The 18,092-nt window shown below is 63.0% G+C and carries 21 protein-coding genes; 12 read left to right on the top strand and 9 right to left on the bottom strand.

Annotation, left to right across the window (positions count from 1 at the left end; all coding sequences use genetic code 11):
- Nucleotides 1-17: 17 nt before the first annotated feature.
- The 3 genes from dprA to N5D53_RS13220 all read left to right on the top strand — a co-directional run bounded on the left by dprA (nt 18) and on the right by N5D53_RS13220 (nt 2,480).
- A complete protein-coding gene (dprA, locus tag N5D53_RS13230) occupies nt 18-1,115 on the top strand; it encodes a DNA-processing protein DprA (RefSeq protein WP_104960525.1) in 1,098 nt (365 codons plus the stop codon).
- A 42-nt stretch (nt 1,116-1,157) separates the two neighbouring features.
- On the top strand, nt 1,158-1,715 hold the full coding sequence (locus N5D53_RS13225) for an L-threonylcarbamoyladenylate synthase (RefSeq protein WP_014859478.1): 558 nt from the start codon (nt 1,158-1,160) through the stop codon (nt 1,713-1,715).
- A 447-nt stretch (nt 1,716-2,162) separates the two neighbouring features.
- On the top strand, nt 2,163-2,480 hold the full coding sequence (locus N5D53_RS13220; RefSeq protein WP_104886844.1) for a hypothetical protein: 318 nt from the start codon (nt 2,163-2,165) through the stop codon (nt 2,478-2,480).
- A 127-nt stretch (nt 2,481-2,607) separates the two neighbouring features.
- Here N5D53_RS13220 and N5D53_RS13215 read toward each other — a convergent pair whose 3' ends face one another.
- Entirely contained in the window at nt 2,608-3,585 is a 978-nt protein-coding gene (locus N5D53_RS13215) for an NADPH:quinone reductase (protein ID WP_129931862.1), read from the bottom strand.
- A 134-nt stretch (nt 3,586-3,719) separates the two neighbouring features.
- On the opposite strand from N5D53_RS13215, the gene hemF reads away from it, so the two are divergent.
- Both hemF and aroE read left to right on the top strand, forming a co-directional pair.
- Complete coding sequence (hemF, locus tag N5D53_RS13210; RefSeq protein WP_104960527.1) at nt 3,720-4,631, top strand: oxygen-dependent coproporphyrinogen oxidase; 912 nt, start codon at nt 3,720-3,722, stop codon at nt 4,629-4,631.
- A gap of 25 nt (nt 4,632-4,656) precedes the next feature.
- Nucleotides 4,657-5,481, top strand: a complete 825-nt coding sequence (aroE, locus tag N5D53_RS13205) for a shikimate dehydrogenase (protein WP_279840429.1) — start codon at nt 4,657-4,659, stop codon at nt 5,479-5,481.
- A gap of 128 nt (nt 5,482-5,609) precedes the next feature.
- On the opposite strand, the gene N5D53_RS13200 is transcribed toward aroE, so the two are convergent.
- From N5D53_RS13200 to betC, 3 genes are all read right to left on the bottom strand, one after another.
- Nucleotides 5,610-7,175, bottom strand: a complete 1,566-nt coding sequence (locus tag N5D53_RS13200) for a SulP family inorganic anion transporter (protein ID WP_279840428.1) — start codon at nt 7,173-7,175, stop codon at nt 5,610-5,612.
- Between the two features lie 144 nt (nt 7,176-7,319).
- Nucleotides 7,320-8,243, bottom strand: coding sequence for a choline ABC transporter substrate-binding protein (gene choX, locus N5D53_RS13195; RefSeq protein WP_129931863.1), 924 nt, complete (start codon nt 8,241-8,243; stop codon nt 7,320-7,322).
- 14 nt (nt 8,244-8,257) lie between these two features.
- Nucleotides 8,258-9,775: a choline-sulfatase gene (betC, locus tag N5D53_RS13190; protein WP_143495421.1), complete on the bottom strand. Its 1,518-nt coding sequence runs from the start codon at nt 9,773-9,775 to the stop codon at nt 8,258-8,260.
- Nucleotides 9,776-9,883: 108 nt separating this feature from the next.
- On the opposite strand from betC, the gene N5D53_RS13185 reads away from it, so the two are divergent.
- Nucleotides 9,884-10,783 carry a LysR family transcriptional regulator gene (locus tag N5D53_RS13185; protein WP_064492532.1) on the top strand — a complete coding sequence of 300 codons (900 nt, stop codon included), beginning with the start codon at nt 9,884-9,886 and terminating at the stop codon, nt 10,781-10,783.
- 225 nt (nt 10,784-11,008) lie between these two features.
- Here the strand turns inward: N5D53_RS13185 and N5D53_RS13180 are convergent, their stop codons facing one another.
- On the bottom strand, nt 11,009-11,626 hold the full coding sequence (locus N5D53_RS13180) for an NAD(P)H-binding protein (RefSeq protein ID WP_020189867.1): 618 nt from the start codon (nt 11,624-11,626) through the stop codon (nt 11,009-11,011).
- Between the two features lie 52 nt (nt 11,627-11,678).
- On the opposite strand from N5D53_RS13180, the gene N5D53_RS13175 reads away from it, so the two are divergent.
- The gene (locus tag N5D53_RS13175; protein ID WP_020189868.1) at nt 11,679-12,011 is read left to right on the top strand and encodes a DOPA 4,5-dioxygenase family protein; all 333 of its coding nucleotides are present in this window, start codon (nt 11,679-11,681) and stop codon (nt 12,009-12,011) included.
- Between the two features lie 120 nt (nt 12,012-12,131).
- On the opposite strand, the gene trpA is transcribed toward N5D53_RS13175, so the two are convergent.
- Both trpA and trpB read right to left on the bottom strand, forming a co-directional pair.
- Nucleotides 12,132-12,941 carry a tryptophan synthase subunit alpha gene (gene trpA, locus N5D53_RS13170; RefSeq protein WP_020189869.1) on the bottom strand — a complete coding sequence of 270 codons (810 nt, stop codon included), beginning with the start codon at nt 12,939-12,941 and terminating at the stop codon, nt 12,132-12,134.
- Nucleotides 12,938-14,155: a tryptophan synthase subunit beta gene (trpB, locus tag N5D53_RS13165; RefSeq protein WP_010951489.1), complete on the bottom strand. Its 1,218-nt coding sequence runs from the start codon at nt 14,153-14,155 to the stop codon at nt 12,938-12,940. The genes trpA and trpB overlap by 4 nt, the downstream gene beginning before the upstream one ends.
- A gap of 110 nt (nt 14,156-14,265) precedes the next feature.
- Between trpB and N5D53_RS13160 the strand changes: the two genes are divergently transcribed.
- Nucleotides 14,266-15,162, top strand: a complete 897-nt coding sequence (locus N5D53_RS13160; protein WP_129931866.1) for a LysR family transcriptional regulator — start codon at nt 14,266-14,268, stop codon at nt 15,160-15,162.
- Here the strand turns inward: N5D53_RS13160 and N5D53_RS13155 are convergent.
- Nucleotides 15,159-15,482: a DUF883 family protein gene (locus tag N5D53_RS13155; protein ID WP_014589231.1), complete on the bottom strand. Its 324-nt coding sequence runs from the start codon at nt 15,480-15,482 to the stop codon at nt 15,159-15,161. The two genes, N5D53_RS13160 and N5D53_RS13155, sit on opposite strands and share 4 nt — an antisense overlap.
- Nucleotides 15,483-15,631: 149 nt before the next feature.
- Between N5D53_RS13155 and N5D53_RS13150 the strand changes: the two genes are divergently transcribed.
- Both N5D53_RS13150 and N5D53_RS13145 read left to right on the top strand, forming a co-directional pair.
- Complete coding sequence (locus N5D53_RS13150; RefSeq protein WP_104960532.1) at nt 15,632-15,847, top strand: dodecin; 216 nt, start codon at nt 15,632-15,634, stop codon at nt 15,845-15,847.
- 100 nt (nt 15,848-15,947) lie between these two features.
- Nucleotides 15,948-16,169, top strand: a complete 222-nt coding sequence (locus N5D53_RS13145) for a DUF1161 domain-containing protein (protein ID WP_020191565.1) — start codon at nt 15,948-15,950, stop codon at nt 16,167-16,169.
- Nucleotides 16,170-16,240: 71 nt separating this feature from the next.
- Here N5D53_RS13145 and N5D53_RS13140 read toward each other — a convergent pair whose 3' ends face one another.
- On the bottom strand, nt 16,241-17,245 hold the full coding sequence (locus N5D53_RS13140) for an LLM class flavin-dependent oxidoreductase (RefSeq protein WP_279840426.1): 1,005 nt from the start codon (nt 17,243-17,245) through the stop codon (nt 16,241-16,243).
- A 152-nt stretch (nt 17,246-17,397) separates the two neighbouring features.
- Here N5D53_RS13140 and N5D53_RS13135 point away from each other — a divergent pair, with 152 nt between their 5' ends.
- Nucleotides 17,398-17,823 carry an OsmC family protein gene (locus N5D53_RS13135; protein ID WP_003253070.1) on the top strand — a complete coding sequence of 142 codons (426 nt, stop codon included), beginning with the start codon at nt 17,398-17,400 and terminating at the stop codon, nt 17,821-17,823.
- 75 nt (nt 17,824-17,898) lie between these two features.
- A partial coding sequence (locus N5D53_RS13130) for a DUF1161 domain-containing protein (protein ID WP_279840425.1) occupies nt 17,899-18,092 on the top strand: 194 nt, incomplete at its 3' end.

The following is an 18,092-nucleotide window of genomic DNA, read 5'->3' as shown; positions in this document are numbered from 1 at the left end:
GATCAAGGATGATCTCAATGCCCAGTCACCATTCGTCGCCCTGCCCGCCTGCCGAACTGGAGGCACGCTTACGCCTGCATCGCCTCCCCGATGCTGGACTGCGACGCTTTCGAACGTTGCTCGAAGCCTTCGGCAGTGCCTCCTCCGCGCTCAGTGCTCCCGCTTCGGCCTGGCGAGCGTTGGGCATTCCCCAAGCCACCATCGATGCCCGGCGCAGTGCCGAGGTACGCGATGGCGCACTGGCTGCTATGGCTTGGCTGGAGCGCCCTGGCCAGCATTTGCTGATGTGGGACGGCCCAGACTACCCAGCCTTGCTGGCAGAAATCGACGATGCCCCGCCGCTGCTTTTTGTCGCTGGCGAACCTGCCTTGCTCGATCGTCCTCAGCTGGCCATCGTGGGCAGCAGACGTGCCACACCCCCGGCGCTCGACACCGCCCGGGCATTTTCCCGCTACCTCGCGCAGGCTGGTTTCACCATTACCAGCGGGCTGGCGGTAGGTGTCGACGGTGCCGCTCATCGGGCCGCGTTGCAGGCTGGCGGCGGCACGATTGCCGTGCTCGGGACGGGGTTGCAAAAACTTTATCCACAGCGCCATCGGGACCTTGCGCAGGCGATGATCGACAACGGCAGCGCGCTGGTTTCCGAGTATCCCCTGGATGCCGGGCCGCTGCCCGGCAACTTCCCCCGGCGCAACCGCATCATCAGTGGGCTGTCGCTCGGTGTGCTGGTGGTCGAGGCAAGCCTCGCCAGCGGCTCGCTGATCACGGCGCGTCTGGCGGCGGAACAAGGCCGCGAGGTGTACGCCATTCCGGGCTCCATTCATCACCCGGGGGCCAAGGGCTGTCACCAGCTGATCCGTGATGGGGCGCTGCTGGTGGAAACTGTGGAACAGATCCTGGAAAGCTTGCAGGGTTGGCAGAACCTGCCGCCTGCGGTTGTGGACAGATTCGACCACCCCCTGCTCGCCCTGCTGCATGCCGCACCCCAGACCAGTGAAAGCCTGGCCCACTGCAGCGAGCAGCCGCTGGCCGACGTGCTGGCGCAGTTGACCGAGCTGGAGCTGGAAGGCCGGGTCAGCAATGAAGCCGGGCGTTGGTTTGCCCGCGCGGGCTAAGTACACTGCTCACATGCAAGGTATATAGGCGGAGAAACAGCAATGGTGAGCAGTTTTCGTGTGCAACAAGCCGCACGTGAGATCCGGGCGGGCGCGGTGATCGCCTACCCGACGGAAGCGGTCTGGGGCCTGGGCTGCGACCCATGGAACGAGGATGCGGTGTATCGCCTGTTGGCGCTGAAGTCGCGTCCTGTGGATAAAGGGCTGATTCTGATCGCTGACAACATCCGTCAGTTCGACTTCCTGTTCGAGGACTTCCCCGAAGACTGGATCGACCGCATGAGCAGCACCTGGCCGGGGCCGAACACCTGGCTGGTGCCGCACCAGGACCTGTTGCCCGAATGGGTGACCGGGCAGCATGACACGGTGGCGCTGCGGGTCAGTGATCACCCGGTGGTGCGTGAGCTGTGCGCGCTGGTGGGGCCGCTGATTTCCACCTCGTGCAACCCTGGCGGGCGCCCGGCGGCGAAGACCCGCTTGCGAGTTGAGCAGTACTTCCATGGCCAGTTGGACCTGGTGCTTGGCGGGGCGCTGGGCGGGCGGAAGAACCCGAGTGTGATTCGCAACCTGGCAACCGGCGAAGTCGTTCGCCCGGGTTGATACCTATCCACAGGCCTGGCTCGGGACTCGGGCCCCTGTGGGAGCGGGCGCGCCCGCGAAGAATACAACTCGGTGCCTGGCACGGGCTTCGCCCGTGTTCGCGGGCATGCCCGCTCCCACAGGTTCGGGCCTAGCCACCGGAGATTTTTCTGATTTTGTCTCGAATGGTTGTCCGGTTTGAGGATTGGGAAATATCCTACGACCCGCGTCTCCTTCCATCACCTTCTAAGTGGGAACCTCTGCCTCTAGGCTCTATCCGTCGCCGAATAACTTGGCGATCGGGTGTGGTAGCCCGGATGCATTTTTTCCATGACAGTCTATGGTGGCTGTGCGTGGGAGGCTTTCGAGCCTGCCTGGATTGGAAAATGCCCAGGTCTACCACCTCGCGTACAGTCGCCACCCATTCACGTGGTAGTGAGGGTTGGCGGCCTTGAGGAGCATTTTCCAATGATGAAGAAAATAGTCCCCGATCCACCTCTCCCATGCACCTCCACCCGCCCCTTCGGCCACTGCGATGCCGGCCACGATCCACTCTTCACCGTCAACCCAAACATTTCTGCCGAGGACGCTCTGGTCCACGTAGCCCTTTACCTGCGCAGCGCTTACGAAACCGGCTACAAAGCTTTGGACTACATGCGTGAAGAAGGCCGTGGCATGTTCTGGTCGAACCTGCATGCGATTGAGATGGCAGAGGGTGTGATCGAGGCGATACTCGATGGCATCGAGTCGTCTCCACCGCCGACAAACCGACCCTCACAGGCATAGCGAAGCTATCGAAGCCGACGCAGTACCTGTGGGAGCGGGCTTGCCCGCGAACACCGGCAAAGCCGGTGCCATCCATTGCGGTGGCTTCTTCGCGGGTAAACCCGCTCCTACAGGGGATGTGTGTGGCTCAGGGGATTAGTACAGTCGATCCTACAGTCCGCCGCGCCGACAGCTCTGCCTGCGCCTTGGCCGCCTCGCTCAGTGGATACCGCTGCTGGATATCCACAACCAGCTTCCCGCTCGTAATCATCGCAAACAGGTCATCGGCCATGGCCTGGGTGTTCTCGGCATTGTTGGCATAGGTGGCCAAGGTCGGCCGGGTGACATACAGCGAGCCCTTTTGCGCCAGGATCCCCAGGTTCACCCCGCTCACCGCACCGGAAGCGTTGCCAAAGCTCACCATCAACCCACGCGGGCGCAGGCAGTCCAGCGAGGTCAGCCAGGTGTCGGCACCCACGCCGTCATACACCACCGGGCATTTCTTGCCGTCGGTCAGCTCCAGTACGCGCTTGGCCACGTCTTCACGGCTGTAGTCGATGGTCGCCCAAGCCCCCAGCGCTTTGGCCCGTTCGGCCTTCTCGGCAGAGCTCACGGTGCCGATCAGCTTGGCGCCCAGGGCCTTGGCCCATTGGCAGGCCAGCGACCCTACACCACCGGCTGCGGCATGGAACAGGATCACATCACCCGCCTTCACCTCATAGGTCTGCTTCAACAGGTACTGTACGGTCAAACCCTTGAGCATAACCGCCGCCGCCTGCTCGAAGCTGATGGTGTCCGGCAGCTTGACCAGGTTGGCTTCCGGTAGCGTATGCACCTCGCTGTAGGCGCCCAGCGGGCCGCCGGCATGTGCCACACGGTCTCCTACCTTCAGCCGGGACACGCCTTCGCCCACGGCCTCTACCACACCTGCTGCTTCGGTACCCAGGCCAGAAGGCAGGGACGGCGGCGCATACAGCCCGCTTCGGAAGTAGGTATCGATGAAGTTCAGGCCGATCGCATGGTTACGCACACGCACCTGCTGTGGCCCAGGCGGGGTGGGTTCGAATTCCACAAACTGCAGCACTTCCGGGCCGCCATGCTGGCTGAACTGGATACGCTTGGCCATCTCGCACTCCTGTAGTCGGGATCGGGAAAGGCCTTCTATCGGACGCCTTTGCTTGGTCGTCGTCAACTGCGGCGCGCGCGCTGGCGGTGGTATGCTACGCGGCGAATTCTTCCCTGCCCGTTCCTGGTGACCCGATGACTAGCCGCACCGAGGCCGTGAAAGCCTACCTGCTCGACCTGCAAGACCGCATCTGCTCTGCCCTCGAAACAGAAGACGGCGGTGCCCGCTTCGTCGAGGACGCCTGGGTGCGCGAAGCCGGTGGCGGGGGCCGCACGCGGGTTATCGGTGAGGGCAAAGTGATCGAAAAAGGTGGGGTCAACTTCTCCCATGTGTTTGGTAGCGGCCTGCCGCCGTCGGCCAGTGCCCACCGTCCCGAACTGGCAGGCCGTGGCTTCGAAGCCTTGGGTGTGTCGCTGGTGATACACCCGCACAACCCGCATGTGCCCACTTCCCACGCCAACGTTCGCTTCTTCATCGCCGAAAAGGAAGGTGAAGAGGCCGTATGGTGGTTTGGCGGCGGCTTTGACCTGACGCCATACTATGGCAACGAAGAAGACTGCATTCACTGGCACCGAGTGGCCGAGCAGGCTTGCGCGCCGTTTGGCGCCGACGTGTACCCGCGCTACAAAGCCTGGTGCGATCGCTACTTCCACCTCAAGCACCGTGGCGAGCCACGCGGTATCGGCGGCTTGTTCTTCGATGACCTGAACGAGTGGGACTTCGACACTTGCTTCGCCTTCATCCGCGCCATCGGCGATGCCTTCGTCGACGCCTACCTGCCAATCGTCCAGCGCCGCAAGAACACGCCCTACACCCCGCAGCAGCGCGAGTTCCAGGAATACCGCCGTGGCCGGTACGTGGAGTTCAACCTGGTCTATGACCGCGGCACCCTGTTCGGCCTGCAGTCCGGTGGCCGCACCGAATCCATCCTCATGTCGCTGCCACCGCAGGTGCGTTGGGGCTATGACTGGAAGGCCGCGCCCGGCAGTGAAGAAGCGCGCCTGACAGAGTACTTCCTGCAAGACCGCGACTGGCTCGGCCAGTAAGCCTGTGGATAAACAAGGAGCCGTCATGGACCAGTACGTCGTTTTTGGTAACCCCATCGGCCACAGCAAGTCGCCGCTGATCCACCGCCTGTTCGCCGAGCAGACCGGTCAGGACCTGGAATATGCCACGCTGCTGGCGCCACTGGACGAGTTCAGCGACTGCGCGCGCGGCTTCTTCAAGCAAGGCAGTGGCGGCAATGTCACCGTGCCGTTCAAGGAAGAGGCCTTCCGCCTGTGCGACAGCCTGACCCCACGTGCCCGGCGCGCAGGCGCAGTGAACACGCTGAGCAAGCTGGCTGATGGCACCCTGCAGGGCGACAACACCGACGGCGCTGGCCTGGTGCGCGACCTGACGGTGAATGCCGGGGTCGAGCTGGCGGGCAAGCGCATTCTCATCCTCGGTGCCGGTGGCGCCGTGCGCGGCGTGCTGGAGCCTATTCTGGCGCACAAGCCGCAGTCGCTGGTGATTGCCAACCGTACCGTGGAAAAGGCCGAGCAGCTGGCGCGCGAGTTCGATGAACTGGGGCCGGTGGTGGCCAGCGGATTTGCCTGGTTGCAGGAGCCTGTGGATGTAATCATCAACGCCACCTCGGCGAGCCTGGTCGGGGAATTGCCACCGATTGCCGACAGCCTGGTCGAGGCGGGTCGTACGGTTTGCTACGACATGATGTATGGCAAGGAGCCGACGCCGTTTTGCCAGTGGGCTACCAAGCTGGGGGCTGCCAAGGTACTGGATGGGTTGGGGATGCTGGCTGAGCAGGCGGCTGAAGCCTTCTTTATCTGGCGTGGCGTGAGGCCGGATACGGCGCCGGTGTTGGCTGAACTGCGCCGGCAACTCGCTCGGGGCTGAGATGGCCGGGGCCGCTTGGCGGCCCTATCGCGCGCAAGGCCGTTCCCACAAAGTACGTCGTACGCCGATCCTCTGTGGGAGCGGCCTTGCGTCGCGATGGGCTGCAAAGCAGCCCCAGAATCCCAACCTCATTCCTCAAACCGGATCGGGCACAACTCCACCCCTTCCAGCTTCTGCAACTCCTCGATCACCTGCGGCCTGGCCCGGTGCAAGGTCAAACTCCCCCCCAATCGCCGCAACCGCCGCGCCTCGCGGTGCAACATGTCCACACCCGAGTAATCGATGAAATTCACCTGCCGGGCATCGATCACTACATGCGGCCCTTGGCAGCGCTGCAAGCGCACTTGTAGGTAATGCGCCGCACCAAAGAAAATCGACCCACCTACCCGCAATACATCCGCGTCCCCTTCACGGCTTTGTTGGATCCGTGGTCGTGAGGTGCGCTTCAAATAGAAGAACAGCGAAGCCAGCACGCCGGCATAGATGGCTGTCTGCAGCTCCAGCAGCAATGTCGCTGCAGCCGTCAGCGCCATCACCAGAAACTCCGAGCGGCTGACCCGGAACAATGCACGGATCCCTCGGTGGTCCACCAACCCCCAGCAGATCAGCAGAATGCTGCCGGCCATGGCCGGTATCGGCAGGTGCGCGATCAGGCCGGCGCCGGTCACCGCGAACAACGCCACCCACAGCGCTGAAAACACCCCGGCCATGGGCGAGCGGGCGCCCGCCTCGTAGCTCAGGCCCGAGCGGGTGAAGGAACCGGCAGACAGGTAACCAGAGAAAAATGCACCGGCAATGTTCGACAGGCCCTGTGCGCGTATTTCCTGGTCCGGGTCGATTAGTTGTTCTGAACGTGCCGACAACGAACGGGCAATCGACAGACTGGTGACCAACCCCAGCATGCCTACCGCCACAGCGCTGGGCAGCAGACGCAACATGAGCTCCACGTCCAGCAAAGGCAGCGGGCTGAAAGGCGGGAGTTGCCCGGTGAACGCTGCCACCCGCGGTACATGGCCAAAGAAGCCCGGCATCAGCCAGGCCAGCAAGCTGACCAGGATCAGGCTTATCAACAGGCTCGGCCAGCGTGGGCGCCAGAGTTTGAAGGCCACACCGATCACTACGGTGGCCAGGCCCAGCAGCAAGGAAGGCAGGTCGACCTCGCCTGCGTGGCTGGCCAGGTCCTGTACGGTCATCAGCGCGGTGGCCTGGCTGGGCAGGGCCATGCCCAGCAGGTTGGGTAGCTGGCCCAAGGCAATGACGATGGCGGCACCCAGCGTGAAGCCGAGCACCACGGAATGGGAGACGAAGTTGACCAGCGCGCCGAAGCGCAATAGCCCGAGCAGCAGCTGGAAAATGCCGCCGAGGAAGGTCAGCAGCAACACCAGCGTGATGTAGTCAGCGCTGCCGGCCACGGCCAGCGAGCTGATGCTGGCGTAGAGCACGATGGAAATGGCAGCGGTCGGGCCGCAGATCAGGTACCAGGAAGAACCCCACAGGCAGGCGATCAGTACCGGCACGATGGCGGCGTAAAGCCCGTATTCGGCGGGCAGGCCGGCGATCAGGGCGTAGGCGATGGATTGCGGCAGGGCGAGGATGGCGCCGCTCAGGCCTACCAGCAGGTCCTGGCGCAGGCTGCGGCCCGATTGGCGGGGAAGCCAGGTGAGGAAGGGCAGCAGTAAAGAGAGGCGATGCATGGGTTATCCACAATCCTTAAGGGGTCGCCAAGCCCTGTGGGAGCGGGCATGCCCGCGAAAAAGCCAACGCGTTGCTTGGCACCGGCTTTGCCGGTGTTCGCGGGCGCGCCCGCTCCCACAGGGTTGGTGTGTTGCTTTGTGAGATTACAGTTTGGCTTTGACGGCCTCCAGGGCATCCCCATCGGCCTTGGTGGTAACTCCGGCCAACCACCCATCCAACCGTTCAGGATGCGCTTTCACCCAGGCCTTGGCCGCTTCATCGAAGCTGATCTTCTTGTCTACCACCTCGGCCATGATGCTGTTTTCCATGTCCAGTGTGAACTTGAGGTTACCCAGCAGCTTCGCGGCATTCGGGCAGGCTTGTGGATAACCCTTGCGCGTCAGCGTGTATACCTCGCCCTTGCTGCCGAACCACTTTTCCCCACCGGTCAGGTAATGCATTTTCAGTTTCACGTTCATCGGGTGCGGGGTCCAGCCAAGGAAGGTGATGAATTGCTGCTTCTTCACCGCCCGGTCGACCTGGGCCAGCATCGCCTGCTCGCTGGACTCCACCAGCTTCCACTGGCCGAGGTTGAATTCATTCTTGTCGATGATTGCCTTGAGCGACAGGTTGGCCGGGGCGCCGGAGCCGATTCCGTACAGCTTTCTGTCGAACTGCCCGGCGTGTTTCTGCAGGTCAGCGAAGTCCTTCACCCCGGCATTCCACACATAGTCGGGCACTGCGAGGGTGAACTCGGTTCCCTCCAGGTTGCGCGACAGCTGCTGCACATCGCCGTTGGCGATGAACTTGTCATGGAAGCCTTGCTGCGCCGGCATCCAGTTGCCGAGGAAGGCGTCGACCTGGCCGTCCTTGAGGCCGCCGTAGATGATCGGTACGGCCAGGCTGTCGATCTTCACCTGGTAACCCAGGCTTTCCAGTAACAGGCGTGCCACGGCATTGGTCGAGGCAATATCACTCCAGCCGGGGTCGGCCATTTTCACGGTACTGCATTGCGCATCGCTGTCTGCGGCGTGGGCCGTGGTGGCGCTCAGGGCCAGGACGAACACGGCGGCGGAGAACTTGTGCATGGCGGCCTCTCTTCTCAATCCAGGGGGGCGGGCTGTGGATAACGTGCCTTGCGCTCGAGGTCATCGAGATCGATGTGGTTGCGCATGTACTGTTGGCTGGCATCCACCAGTGGTTGGTGATCCCAGCTTTTCAGCTTGCCGATGGCCAGCGCTTCGGCCACCAGCCGGCGGCGGCGCTGGCTGGCCAGCACCTGCTGGCGCAGGCTGGGGATGTCCCAGCGCTGTTGTGCTTCATCGACAAATGCCTGCAGCAGCACCTGGTGGTCCGGGCTGCCGGTGAGGTTCTCCCGCTCGTGCGGGTCGCGGCTCAGGTCATAGAGTAGGCATGGGTCGTCTTCGCTGTACACGAACTTGTAGGGCCCGCGGCGGATCATCATCAGCGGGCCGACGGTGCCTTCGGCCATATACTCGCCGATCACCTCGTCGTGACCGCCCTGCCCTTGCAGGTGGCCCAGCAGTGAGCGGCCGTCCAGCTGCAGGTCTTTATCCACAGCGCCGCCAGCCAGTTCGACCAAGGTTGGCAACAGGTCGCAGGTCGACACCGAGGCAGTGACCCGGCCCGCTGCGAAGCGCTTCGGCGCATGGATCAGCAGCGGCACCCGCGCCGACATTTCGAACCAGTGCATTTTGTACCAGAGGCCACGCTCGCCAAGCATGTCGCCGTGGTCGCCGGAAAACACGATCAGTGTGTCATCGGCCAGGTTGCATTCCTCCAGGGTCTGCAGCAATTGGCCGATGTTGTCATCGATATAGCTGCACGCGCCGAAGTAGGCGCGGCGGGCATCACGAACCTTATCCACAGGCAGTGGCTTGTTCCACAGGTCGTAGACTTTCAGCAGGCGCTGCGAATGCGGGTCGAGTGCTGCCTGGCTGAACTCGGCACGGGGCATGGGGATATCCACACCTTCGTAGCGGTCCCAGTAGCGTTTGGCAATGGTGTAGGGGTCGTGCGGGTGCGTCATCGAAACGGTCAGGCAAAATGGCCGGCCATCGTTTTCGCGCACATGGTCGTACAGGTACTGGCGCGCCTTGAACACCACCTCCTCGTCGAAATCCAGCTGATTGGTGCGCACGCATGGACCGGCCTGCAGCACCGAGGACATGTTGTGGTACCAGCTTGGACGCACATCGGGTTCGTCCCAGTTCACCGCCCAACCGTAGTCGGCCGGGTAGATGTCGCTGGTCAGGCGTTCTTCATAGCCGTGCAACTGGTCCGGGCCGCAGAAGTGCATCTTGCCCGACAGCGCGGTGCGGTAGCCCAGGCGACGCAGGTAATGGGCGTAGGTCGGCACATCGGCAGGGAAGTCGGCCGCGTTGTCGTAGGCGCCAATGCGGCTGGGCAACTGACCGCTGACCAGGGTGAAGCGTGATGGCGCGCACAGTGGGCTGTTGCAGTAGGCCGAGTCGAACACCACGGCTTGCTCGGCCAGGCGGCCGAGGTGCGGCATCTTGATGGGCGAAGGGCCGTAGATCGGCAGCAAGGGCGCGGCCATCTGGTCGGCCATGATGAACAGGATATTCGGACGCGTCATGGTGGCTTCCATCGTTGAGAGTTATGCGAACCGCTTGCCTACCAAGATGCGACTGTGGATAACATGGGTAAAGCCCATGGCGGGCAATGACTGGGATTAGCCAAGCTTATGTTTGAGCACCTTGCCGGGTTGTCGCTGGATACCTTGCGCGTATTCGAGGCTGCTGCGCGCCTGCGTGGCTTTACCGCTGCGGCGCTGGAGTTGGGTACCACGCAGCCGGCAGTGAGCCAGCAGGTGAAGCGCCTGGAGGCACAGTTGGGCACGCGCCTGTTTGACCGCATTTACCGGGGCATCGAGCTGACCGAGGCTGGCCAGTTGCTGTTCGAACAGGTGCATCAGGGGCTGCAGTCCATGGATGACGGTATTGCCCAGGCCGGCGGGCGCGGCCAGCGCGAAGTGCTGCAGGTCGCCACCGACTTTGCCTTTGCGGCGTTCTGGCTGATGCCAAGGCTGCAGCGCTTTCATGAGGCTTATCCACAGGTGGATGTGAGTCTGGTGACGGGTGAGCGCAGCCAGGGCATGTTGCGCCCGGACATTGATGTGGCGGTGCTGTTTGGCGATGGACGCTTTCACCAAGGAGAAAGCCGCTGGCTATTCGATGAGGAAGTGTTCCCGGTGTGCAGCCCCCATCTGACTCATGGCAAAGCCTTGTCAGCTGTGGCTTTGCAACGATTGCCGCTGCTGCATTTGAAGGGCGAGCAGGCCAGCCGCTGGTTTGACTGGGCGGGGGTATTTCGTGGGTTTGGTGTGGAAAGCTCACCGCCGGCGGGGCAGCTGCGGTTTGATAACTATACCTTGCTGATTCAGGCAGCGATTGCCGGGCAAGGGGTGGCGATTGGCTGGGCGCACCTGGTGGACGGGTTGGTGGAGCAAGGGTTGCTGTGTCGGCCGCTGGAGGGGAGTTTGCGCTCGGAACGCGGCTATTACGTAGTCTTACCGCCGCGCAAGCGGCGTGGGGCGTTGATCGAGCGGTTCGTGGATTGGTTGGAGCAGGAGCGCAGCCTTTGAGATTTTGGGGCCGCTTTGCGGCCCATCGCGACACAAGGCCGCTCCCACAGTGGCACTGCGCACACCGGCCCATGTGGGGGTTGCTGTGTCGGCCGCTGGAGGGGAGTTTGCGCTCGAAACGCGGCTATTACGAGATTTTGGCCGCTCCCAGAAAGACACTGCACATGCCGGCCCATGTGGGAGCGGCCTTGCGTCGCGATGGGCTGCGCAGCAGCCCCCGGCAATTTAGACCACGAAGTTCAGGTGCTCGCCCCGGTGCAAGTCCAGCTCCAGCATGTCCACCATCCCCGCTGCGATCCTGGACAAGCGCCGCAACGGCTCAGCCAGCCCAGGCTCCAGCGTGCCTTCGGTACTGCGAAAATGCTCCATGCCCAACCCGGCCAGTTCCTGCGGTGCATTGATCAGCGTCCAGTGCAAGGCACTGCGCTGCAACCCATCAACCACCTGGGCCACGCATTCCCGCTCCACCTCGCTGTACTTGCCCGGTTCATCCAGCACATCGAAATCGCCCACAAGCAGCAGCCGGCGTATAGTCGTACGCGCAAGCCCCGCCACCAGCGCCTCGCTCAAGCGTGCCTGCCCCGGCAGGTCACCCGGCGCCAGCGCTGGTAACAGGGCGATCACCGCCGAGCCGCCCGCTGCGCCCTGCTCCGCCTGGTGGGCATCACCCAGCCCCCCTATCTTGAAGTGCAGGCCCGGGCGCGGCGAATGGCGGTTGAGGTCGTCGACCACGGCGATGACTTCGTGCTGGCGCGACAGCAGCTCGACCATCAGGGCATTGCCCAGGCTGCTTTCAGGCCCGAACAGGACCAGTTTGAACACTGGGGTTTCGGCGTTTTTCACTGCATCACTCCCGTTGCAGGTGGTGATGGTTGGACCGCAATCAGGAGTTATCGTGCAGAGGATCAAGGGTTATCACGCCCACGTTTATTACGACGCAGCCACCATGGAGCAGGCCCGCGAACTGTGCGAGGAGGCGGCGCGGCTGTTCCCGGTGACCATGGGGCGCATGCATCAGAAACCGGTTGGGCCGCATCCGGACTGGAGTTGCCAGCTGGCGTTCGGGCCGGAAGTGGTGGGGGTGGTTTTGCCTTGGTTGGCGCTGTACCGCAAGGGCCTGGTGGTATTCATGCATCCGGAAACCGGGGATGAACTGGCGGATCACCGGGATCATGCGATCTGGATGGGGGCCGTGCGGCCATTGAATCTATCGGTTTTTGGGGGCTAGGCGGGGGTTGCCTGTGCTGGCCTCTTCGCGGGTGAACCCGCTCCTACAACGATATCGCAGAGCCAGAGGGTGGCACTGGCCCCGTAGGAGCGGGTTTACCCGCGAAGCAGACGACGCGGTTTAGCGGCGTGCGCCACGCACCCCTTCAGCCAATGCCGAGCACAGGCTCAATACATCGGTCACCGCCTGATCGGCGCTTTTGGCCTGGGCGATCTTGTCGACCAGTGCCGAGCCCACCACCACACCATCCGCCAAGCGGGCAATGTTCGCAGCCTGTTCCGGCGTGCGAATGCCGAAGCCAACGCTGATCGGCAGATCGGTATGCCGGCGCAGGCGGGCAATGGCTTCGGTCACATGCTCGGTGGTCGCCGAACCGGCACCGGTCACACCAGCCACCGACACGTAGTAGACGAACCCGGAGCTGCGCTCCAGCACGCGCGGCAGGCGCGCGTCGTCGGTGGTCGGGGTGGTCAGGCGGATGAAGTCGATGCCTGCGGCCTGGGCCGGGGTAGCCAGTTCGGCGTCGTGCTCTGGCGGAAGGTCGACGATGATCAGGCCATCGACGCCCGCTTCCTTGGCTTGAGCCACGAACGTGTCCACGCCAAAGCGGTGGATAGGGTTGTAGTAACCCATCAGCACGATCGGCGTGGTCTGGTTATCCACACGGAATTCGCGAACCATCTGCAGGGTCTTGGCCAAGGTCTGGCCAGCTTCAAGGGCGCGCAGGGTGGCCAGCTGGATGGCCACGCCATCGGCCATCGGGTCGGTGAACGGCATGCCCAGCTCGATCACGTCGGCGCCAGCAGCCGGCAGGCCCTTGAGGATCTGCAGCGAGGCGTCGTAGCCCGGGTCGCCAGCTGTGACGAAGGTGACCAGTGCCGAGCGGCCTTCGGCCTTCAGCTCGGCGAAGCGTTGTTCAAGACGGCTCATGCCTGTTTCTCCTGGGCGGCCATGTGGTTCATGACGGTTTGCATGTCTTTGTCGCCGCGGCCCGACAGGCACACGACCATCAGGTGGTCCTTGGGCAGCTTCGGTGCGCGCTTGATCGCTTCGGCCAAGGCGTGGGAGCTTTCCAGGGCTGGAATGATGCCTTCCAGACGGCAGGTTGCGTGGAACGCATCCAATGCTTCGTCATCGGTGATGCTGACGTACTCGACGCGCTTCACCTCATGCAGATAGGCGTGCTCCGGGCCGATGCCCGGGTAGTCCAGGCCTGCGGAAATCGAGTGGGCATCGGTGATCTGGCCGTCTTGGTCCTGCAGCAGGTAGGTGCGGTTGCCGTGCAACACGCCCGGTACGCCGCCGTTCAGGCTGGCGGCGTGCTTGTCGGTGTGTACGCCGTGGCCACCGGCTTCAACGCCGATGATCTGCACGCTCGGCTCTTCGAGGAACTCATGGAACAGGCCCATGGCATTGGAGCCACCGCCGACGCAGGCAACCAGGCTGTCTGGCAGACGGCCTTCCTTCTCTTGCAACTGGGCACGGGTCTCTTTGCCGATGATCGACTGGAAGTCGCGGACCATGGCGGGGTACGGGTGTGGGCCAGCCACGGTGCCGATCAGGTAGAAGGTGTCTTCGACGTTGGTAACCCAGTCACGCAGGGCTTCGTTCATGGCGTCTTTCAGGGTGCCGGTGCCGGCGGTAACCGGCACGATCTCGGCGCCCAGCAGCTTCATGCGGAACACGTTGGCCTGCTGGCGCTCGATGTCGGTGGCGCCCATGTAGATCACGCAAGGCAGGCCGAAGCGCGCGGCGACGGTGGCGGTGGCGACACCGTGCATGCCGGCGCCGGTTTCGGCGATCAGGCGCTTTTTGCCCATGCGCTTGGCCAGCAGCACCTGGCCGATGCAGTTGTTCACCTTGTGCGCGCCGGTATGGTTGAGCTCTTCACGCTTGAAGAAAATCTTCGCCCCGCCGCAATGCTCGGTCAGGCGCTCGGCGAAGTACAGCGGGTTGGGGCGACCGATGTAGTCGCGCTGAAAGTAAGCCAGCTCTTCAAGGAACTTAGGGTCTGCCTTGGCCGCTTCGTATTCGCGGGCCAGGTCCAGCACCAGTGGCATCAGGGTTTCGGCCACGTAGCGGCCGCCGAACGAGCCGAACAGGCCATTGGCGTCGGGGCCGGGGCGGTATTGGGACTGGGTCATGGGGCGCTCCAAGGCGTAGTGAATGAGTGATGGGCTTTACTCTAACCACGGCAAGCTCGGCTGAAAACCGATAAGATTGCGTAAACTTGTCAGGAAAACTCACAGGTAAAATGGCCCACGACCTCCCTCCCCTCAATGCCCTGCGCGCCTTCGAGGCTGCAGCCAGGCTGAACAGTGTCAGCCAGGCGGCGGAAGCGCTGCACGTCACCCACGGCGCTGTCAGCCGGCAGATCAAGGTGCTTGAGGAGCATCTGGGCGTAGCCCTGTTCGTCAAGGACGGGCGTGGCATCAAACTCACAGATGCCGGTGTGCGTCTGCGCGATGCCAGCGGTGAGGCCTTCGACCGGCTGCGCAGCGTGTGTTCCGAGCTCAGCCGTGATGTGAGCGAGGCGCCATTCGTGCTGGGCTGCTCGGGCAGCCTGCTGGCGCGGTGGTTTATCCCGCGGCTGGGCCGGTTGCAGGCGGATCTGCCTGAGCTGCGCTTGCACCTGTCGGCGGGTGAGGGCGACCTTGACCCGCGGCGGCCTGGGCTGGATGCGTTGCTGGTGTATGCCGAGCCACCGTGGCCGGCGGACATGCAGGTGCATGTGCTGGCCGAGGAATGCATCGGGCCGGTGCTCAGCCCGCATTTCGCAGGCTTCCAGCGCTTGCAGGGCGCACCCGCCAAGGCACTGCTGGGCGAAGCCTTGTTGCACACCACGTCACGCCCACAAGCCTGGCCGACCTGGGCGGTGCAACAGGGCCTGGACCCGGCGGCCATTCACTATGGCCAGGCCTTCGAGCACCTGTATTACCTGCTGGAGGCTGCCGTGGCCGGATTGGGCGTGGCGATAGCACCGCAGCCGCTCGTCGCTGATGACCTGCGGGCGGGCCGTTTGAGTGCGCCTTGGGGCTTTTCACCTACCCAGGCGGCGCTGGCATTGTGGGTGCCACGGCGCGCCGCAGACGGGCGCGCCGAGCAGTTGGCGCAGTGGTTAAGGGCGGAACTTGCGCGGCAGAGCGCTTAGTTTCGCTTGCATATCAGGTAGGCCGCCAGCAGGCCCAGCGCACCAATGGCCACACCGGCGGTGGTGTAGGGGTGTTCCTGGGCGTAGTCCCGGGTGGCTTTGCCGGTCTGGCGGGTGCGCTGCTTCACTTCCTCGTACGCATCGCTCAGTAGGCTGCGCGAATGACGCAGTGCGCTTTCAGCGTTGCTGCGGATTGCCTTCACCGACTTCTGGGACTCTTCCGACGCATCATGCTTGAGGTTTTCCAAGCTTTTCAGAAGGCTCTCGATCTCCGCTTCCATGCTTTCCAGGGACGTTTTACGCAGCGAGTTGCGGTGCATGTTGACTCTCCTTTGCAGTATGGGCTGTAAGATTGCGACCCTTGGGCTGCGTGAAAGTGCGATCGAACTTTCGCTGACAGTGACCGCTCGCAGGTAAACCAGGCCTGCGCTGCTAGGCTGAATCTCACTGTCACCCATGGAGAGCACTCATGACCGATCATCACACCTACAAGAAAATCGAACTTGTCGGGTCTTCGCCCACCAGTATCGAAGAGGCGATCAACAATGCTTTGGCCGAAGCCGCTAAAAGCATCAAGCACCTGGAATGGTTCGAAGTGGTCGATACCCGCGGCCATATCCGCGACAACAAAGCGGCGCACTTCCAGGTCACGCTGAAGGTCGGCTTCCGTATCGCCAATAGCTGAAACAACGTCGGGTTGTATGATCCCGGCGTGATGAGGTATTCAGAAAAGGGGCGCCTTGGTGGGGCCCCTTCTGATTTCATCTGCACAAGGAACGCGAGTGATGAACAAACTGATTCTGGCGCTGGGCCTGATGACCCTGGCCGGTGGTGCGCTGGCAGCGGGCAAACCGTGCGAGGAACTGAAGGCGGAAATTGCGGCCAAGCTGGATGCCAAGGGCGTCACTGGCTACAAGCTGGAGATCGTCAAGAAAGGCGAGCCGGCGGGCAAGGTGATTGGTAGCTGCGAGGCCGGTACCAAGGAGATTGTTTACCGCCGCGGCTAATGTGTTTGCTCATTCGCGGGCTTGCTCGCTCCCAAGTCAACCTATGGGAGCGGGCGAGCCCGCGACGAGGGTCACTCGGTCTTGAGGGCCTGCGCCGTCAGCTCATATGACCGAATGCGGTCCGCATGCTCATACAGGTCACAGGTAAAGATCAGCTCATCCGCACCCGTCTGTTCCAGCAGCACTTCTACCTTGGCCTTTACCTTCTGCGGGCTGCCGATCATGGCCAGCCCCAGGAAGCTGCCCACCGTCTCTCGCTCATGGGGCAACCACAGCCCATCCATGCTTTCCACGGGTGGCTTCTGCATCAGGCTCTGTCCACGAATCAGCGCCAGGATGCGCTGGTAGACCGAGGTGGCCAGGTATTCGGCCTTCTCGTCGGTTTGCGCCACCACCATGGGAATGCCCAGCATCACATACGGCTTGTCCAGCGTGGTCGAGGGCTTGAAATGGTTGCGGTACACGCGAATGGCCTCGTGCATGTAGCGTGGCGCGAAATGCGAGGCGAAGGCGTAGGGCATGCCGCGCATGCCCGCCAGCTGGGCACTGAACAGGCTGGATCCCAGCAACCACATCGGCACGTCGGTGTCGTACCCCGGTACGGCGATCACTTTTTGATCATCAGTGCGTGGCCCGAGGTAGCGCGAAAGCTCCTCGACATCGTCCGGGAAGTCGTCCGGGCCGCCAGCGCGGTCGCGTCGCAGGGCATAGGCCGTCATCTGGTCCGAACCCGGCGCACGCCCCAGACCAAGGTCGATACGCCCCGGATACAGGCTGGCCAAGGTGCCGAACTGCTCGGCGATCACCAGTGGCGCATGGTTGGGCAGCATCACCCCGCCAGAGCCCACGCGAATACGTGAGGTCCCCCCGGCCAGGTAGCCGATCAGCACCGCAGTCGCCGAACTGGCGATGCCGTCCATGTTGTGGTGCTCGGCCACCCAGAAGCGGTTATAGCCAAAGCGCTCGACATGCTGCGCCAGGTCCAGCGAGTTGCGCAGCGATTGCGCGGGGCCAGCGTCGGCGCGTACGGGCACCAGGTCCAGGGTGGAAATCTTCAGGTCACGCAGCTGCGTCATGGAGCCTCCGCAAAAGTGATTGGCCAGAGGCCTTTTTGACTCTGTATGGGCGCGTTCGTTGGATTCAATGCCTGCAAGCATATTGCTCTGAACTTGCGGCGGGCGGCAGGCCTCTGAACCCTAGGTAAGCAACCCAGTGACCAGGAGGCATCATGAAAAAGACAGCATCGGCGATCTGGCAAGGTGGCCTGAAGGATGGAAAAGGCCTGCTTTCTACCGAAAGCGGCGCACTCAAGCAGAACCCTTATGGCTTCAACACACGTTTCGAGGGCACACCCGGCACCAACCCGGAGGAGCTGATTGGCGCGGCCCATGCCGGTTGTTTCTCGATGGCGCTATCCATGATGCTCGGCGAGGCGGGGCTTACCGCAGAGCGGATCGACACGGCTGCAGAGGTGACGCTCGACAAGCAAGCTGACGGTTTTGCCATTACCGCGGTGCATCTGGTGCTCAGGGCCAAGGTACCTGGGGCCAGCGAGGCTCAGTTCCTGGAGATTGCCAACAAGGCGAAGGAAGGCTGCCCGGTGTCCAAGGTTTTGAATGCGAAGATCAGCCTGGATGCGGCATTGGTGGGGTGAAACGGTGCAACGGTGGTGGTTTGCTGTAGTCTAAAGAACGTCGGCAGCGCCACTGCCCTTTCCAGGAGCCGTTCCATGATTCGCGTAGCTATCGCTGTGTTGGCTTCCCTTGTCGCCACGTCTGCGCTGGCGGCCGTCAAGCCTTGCGAGGAGCTGAAAGCCGAGATCGAGGCCAAGATCCAGGCCCAAGGGGTTTCGTCCTACACGCTGGAGATCGTGCCCAACAGCGAGGTCAAGGACCAGAACATGGTCGTCGGGACCTGCGATGG

The sequence above is a fragment of the Pseudomonas sp. GD03862 genome, assembly GCF_029840855.1.
GTDB classification, from domain to species: domain Bacteria; phylum Pseudomonadota; class Gammaproteobacteria; order Pseudomonadales; family Pseudomonadaceae; genus Aquipseudomonas; species Aquipseudomonas alloputida.
This window is presented reverse-complemented; position numbering and strand designations above follow the sequence as displayed.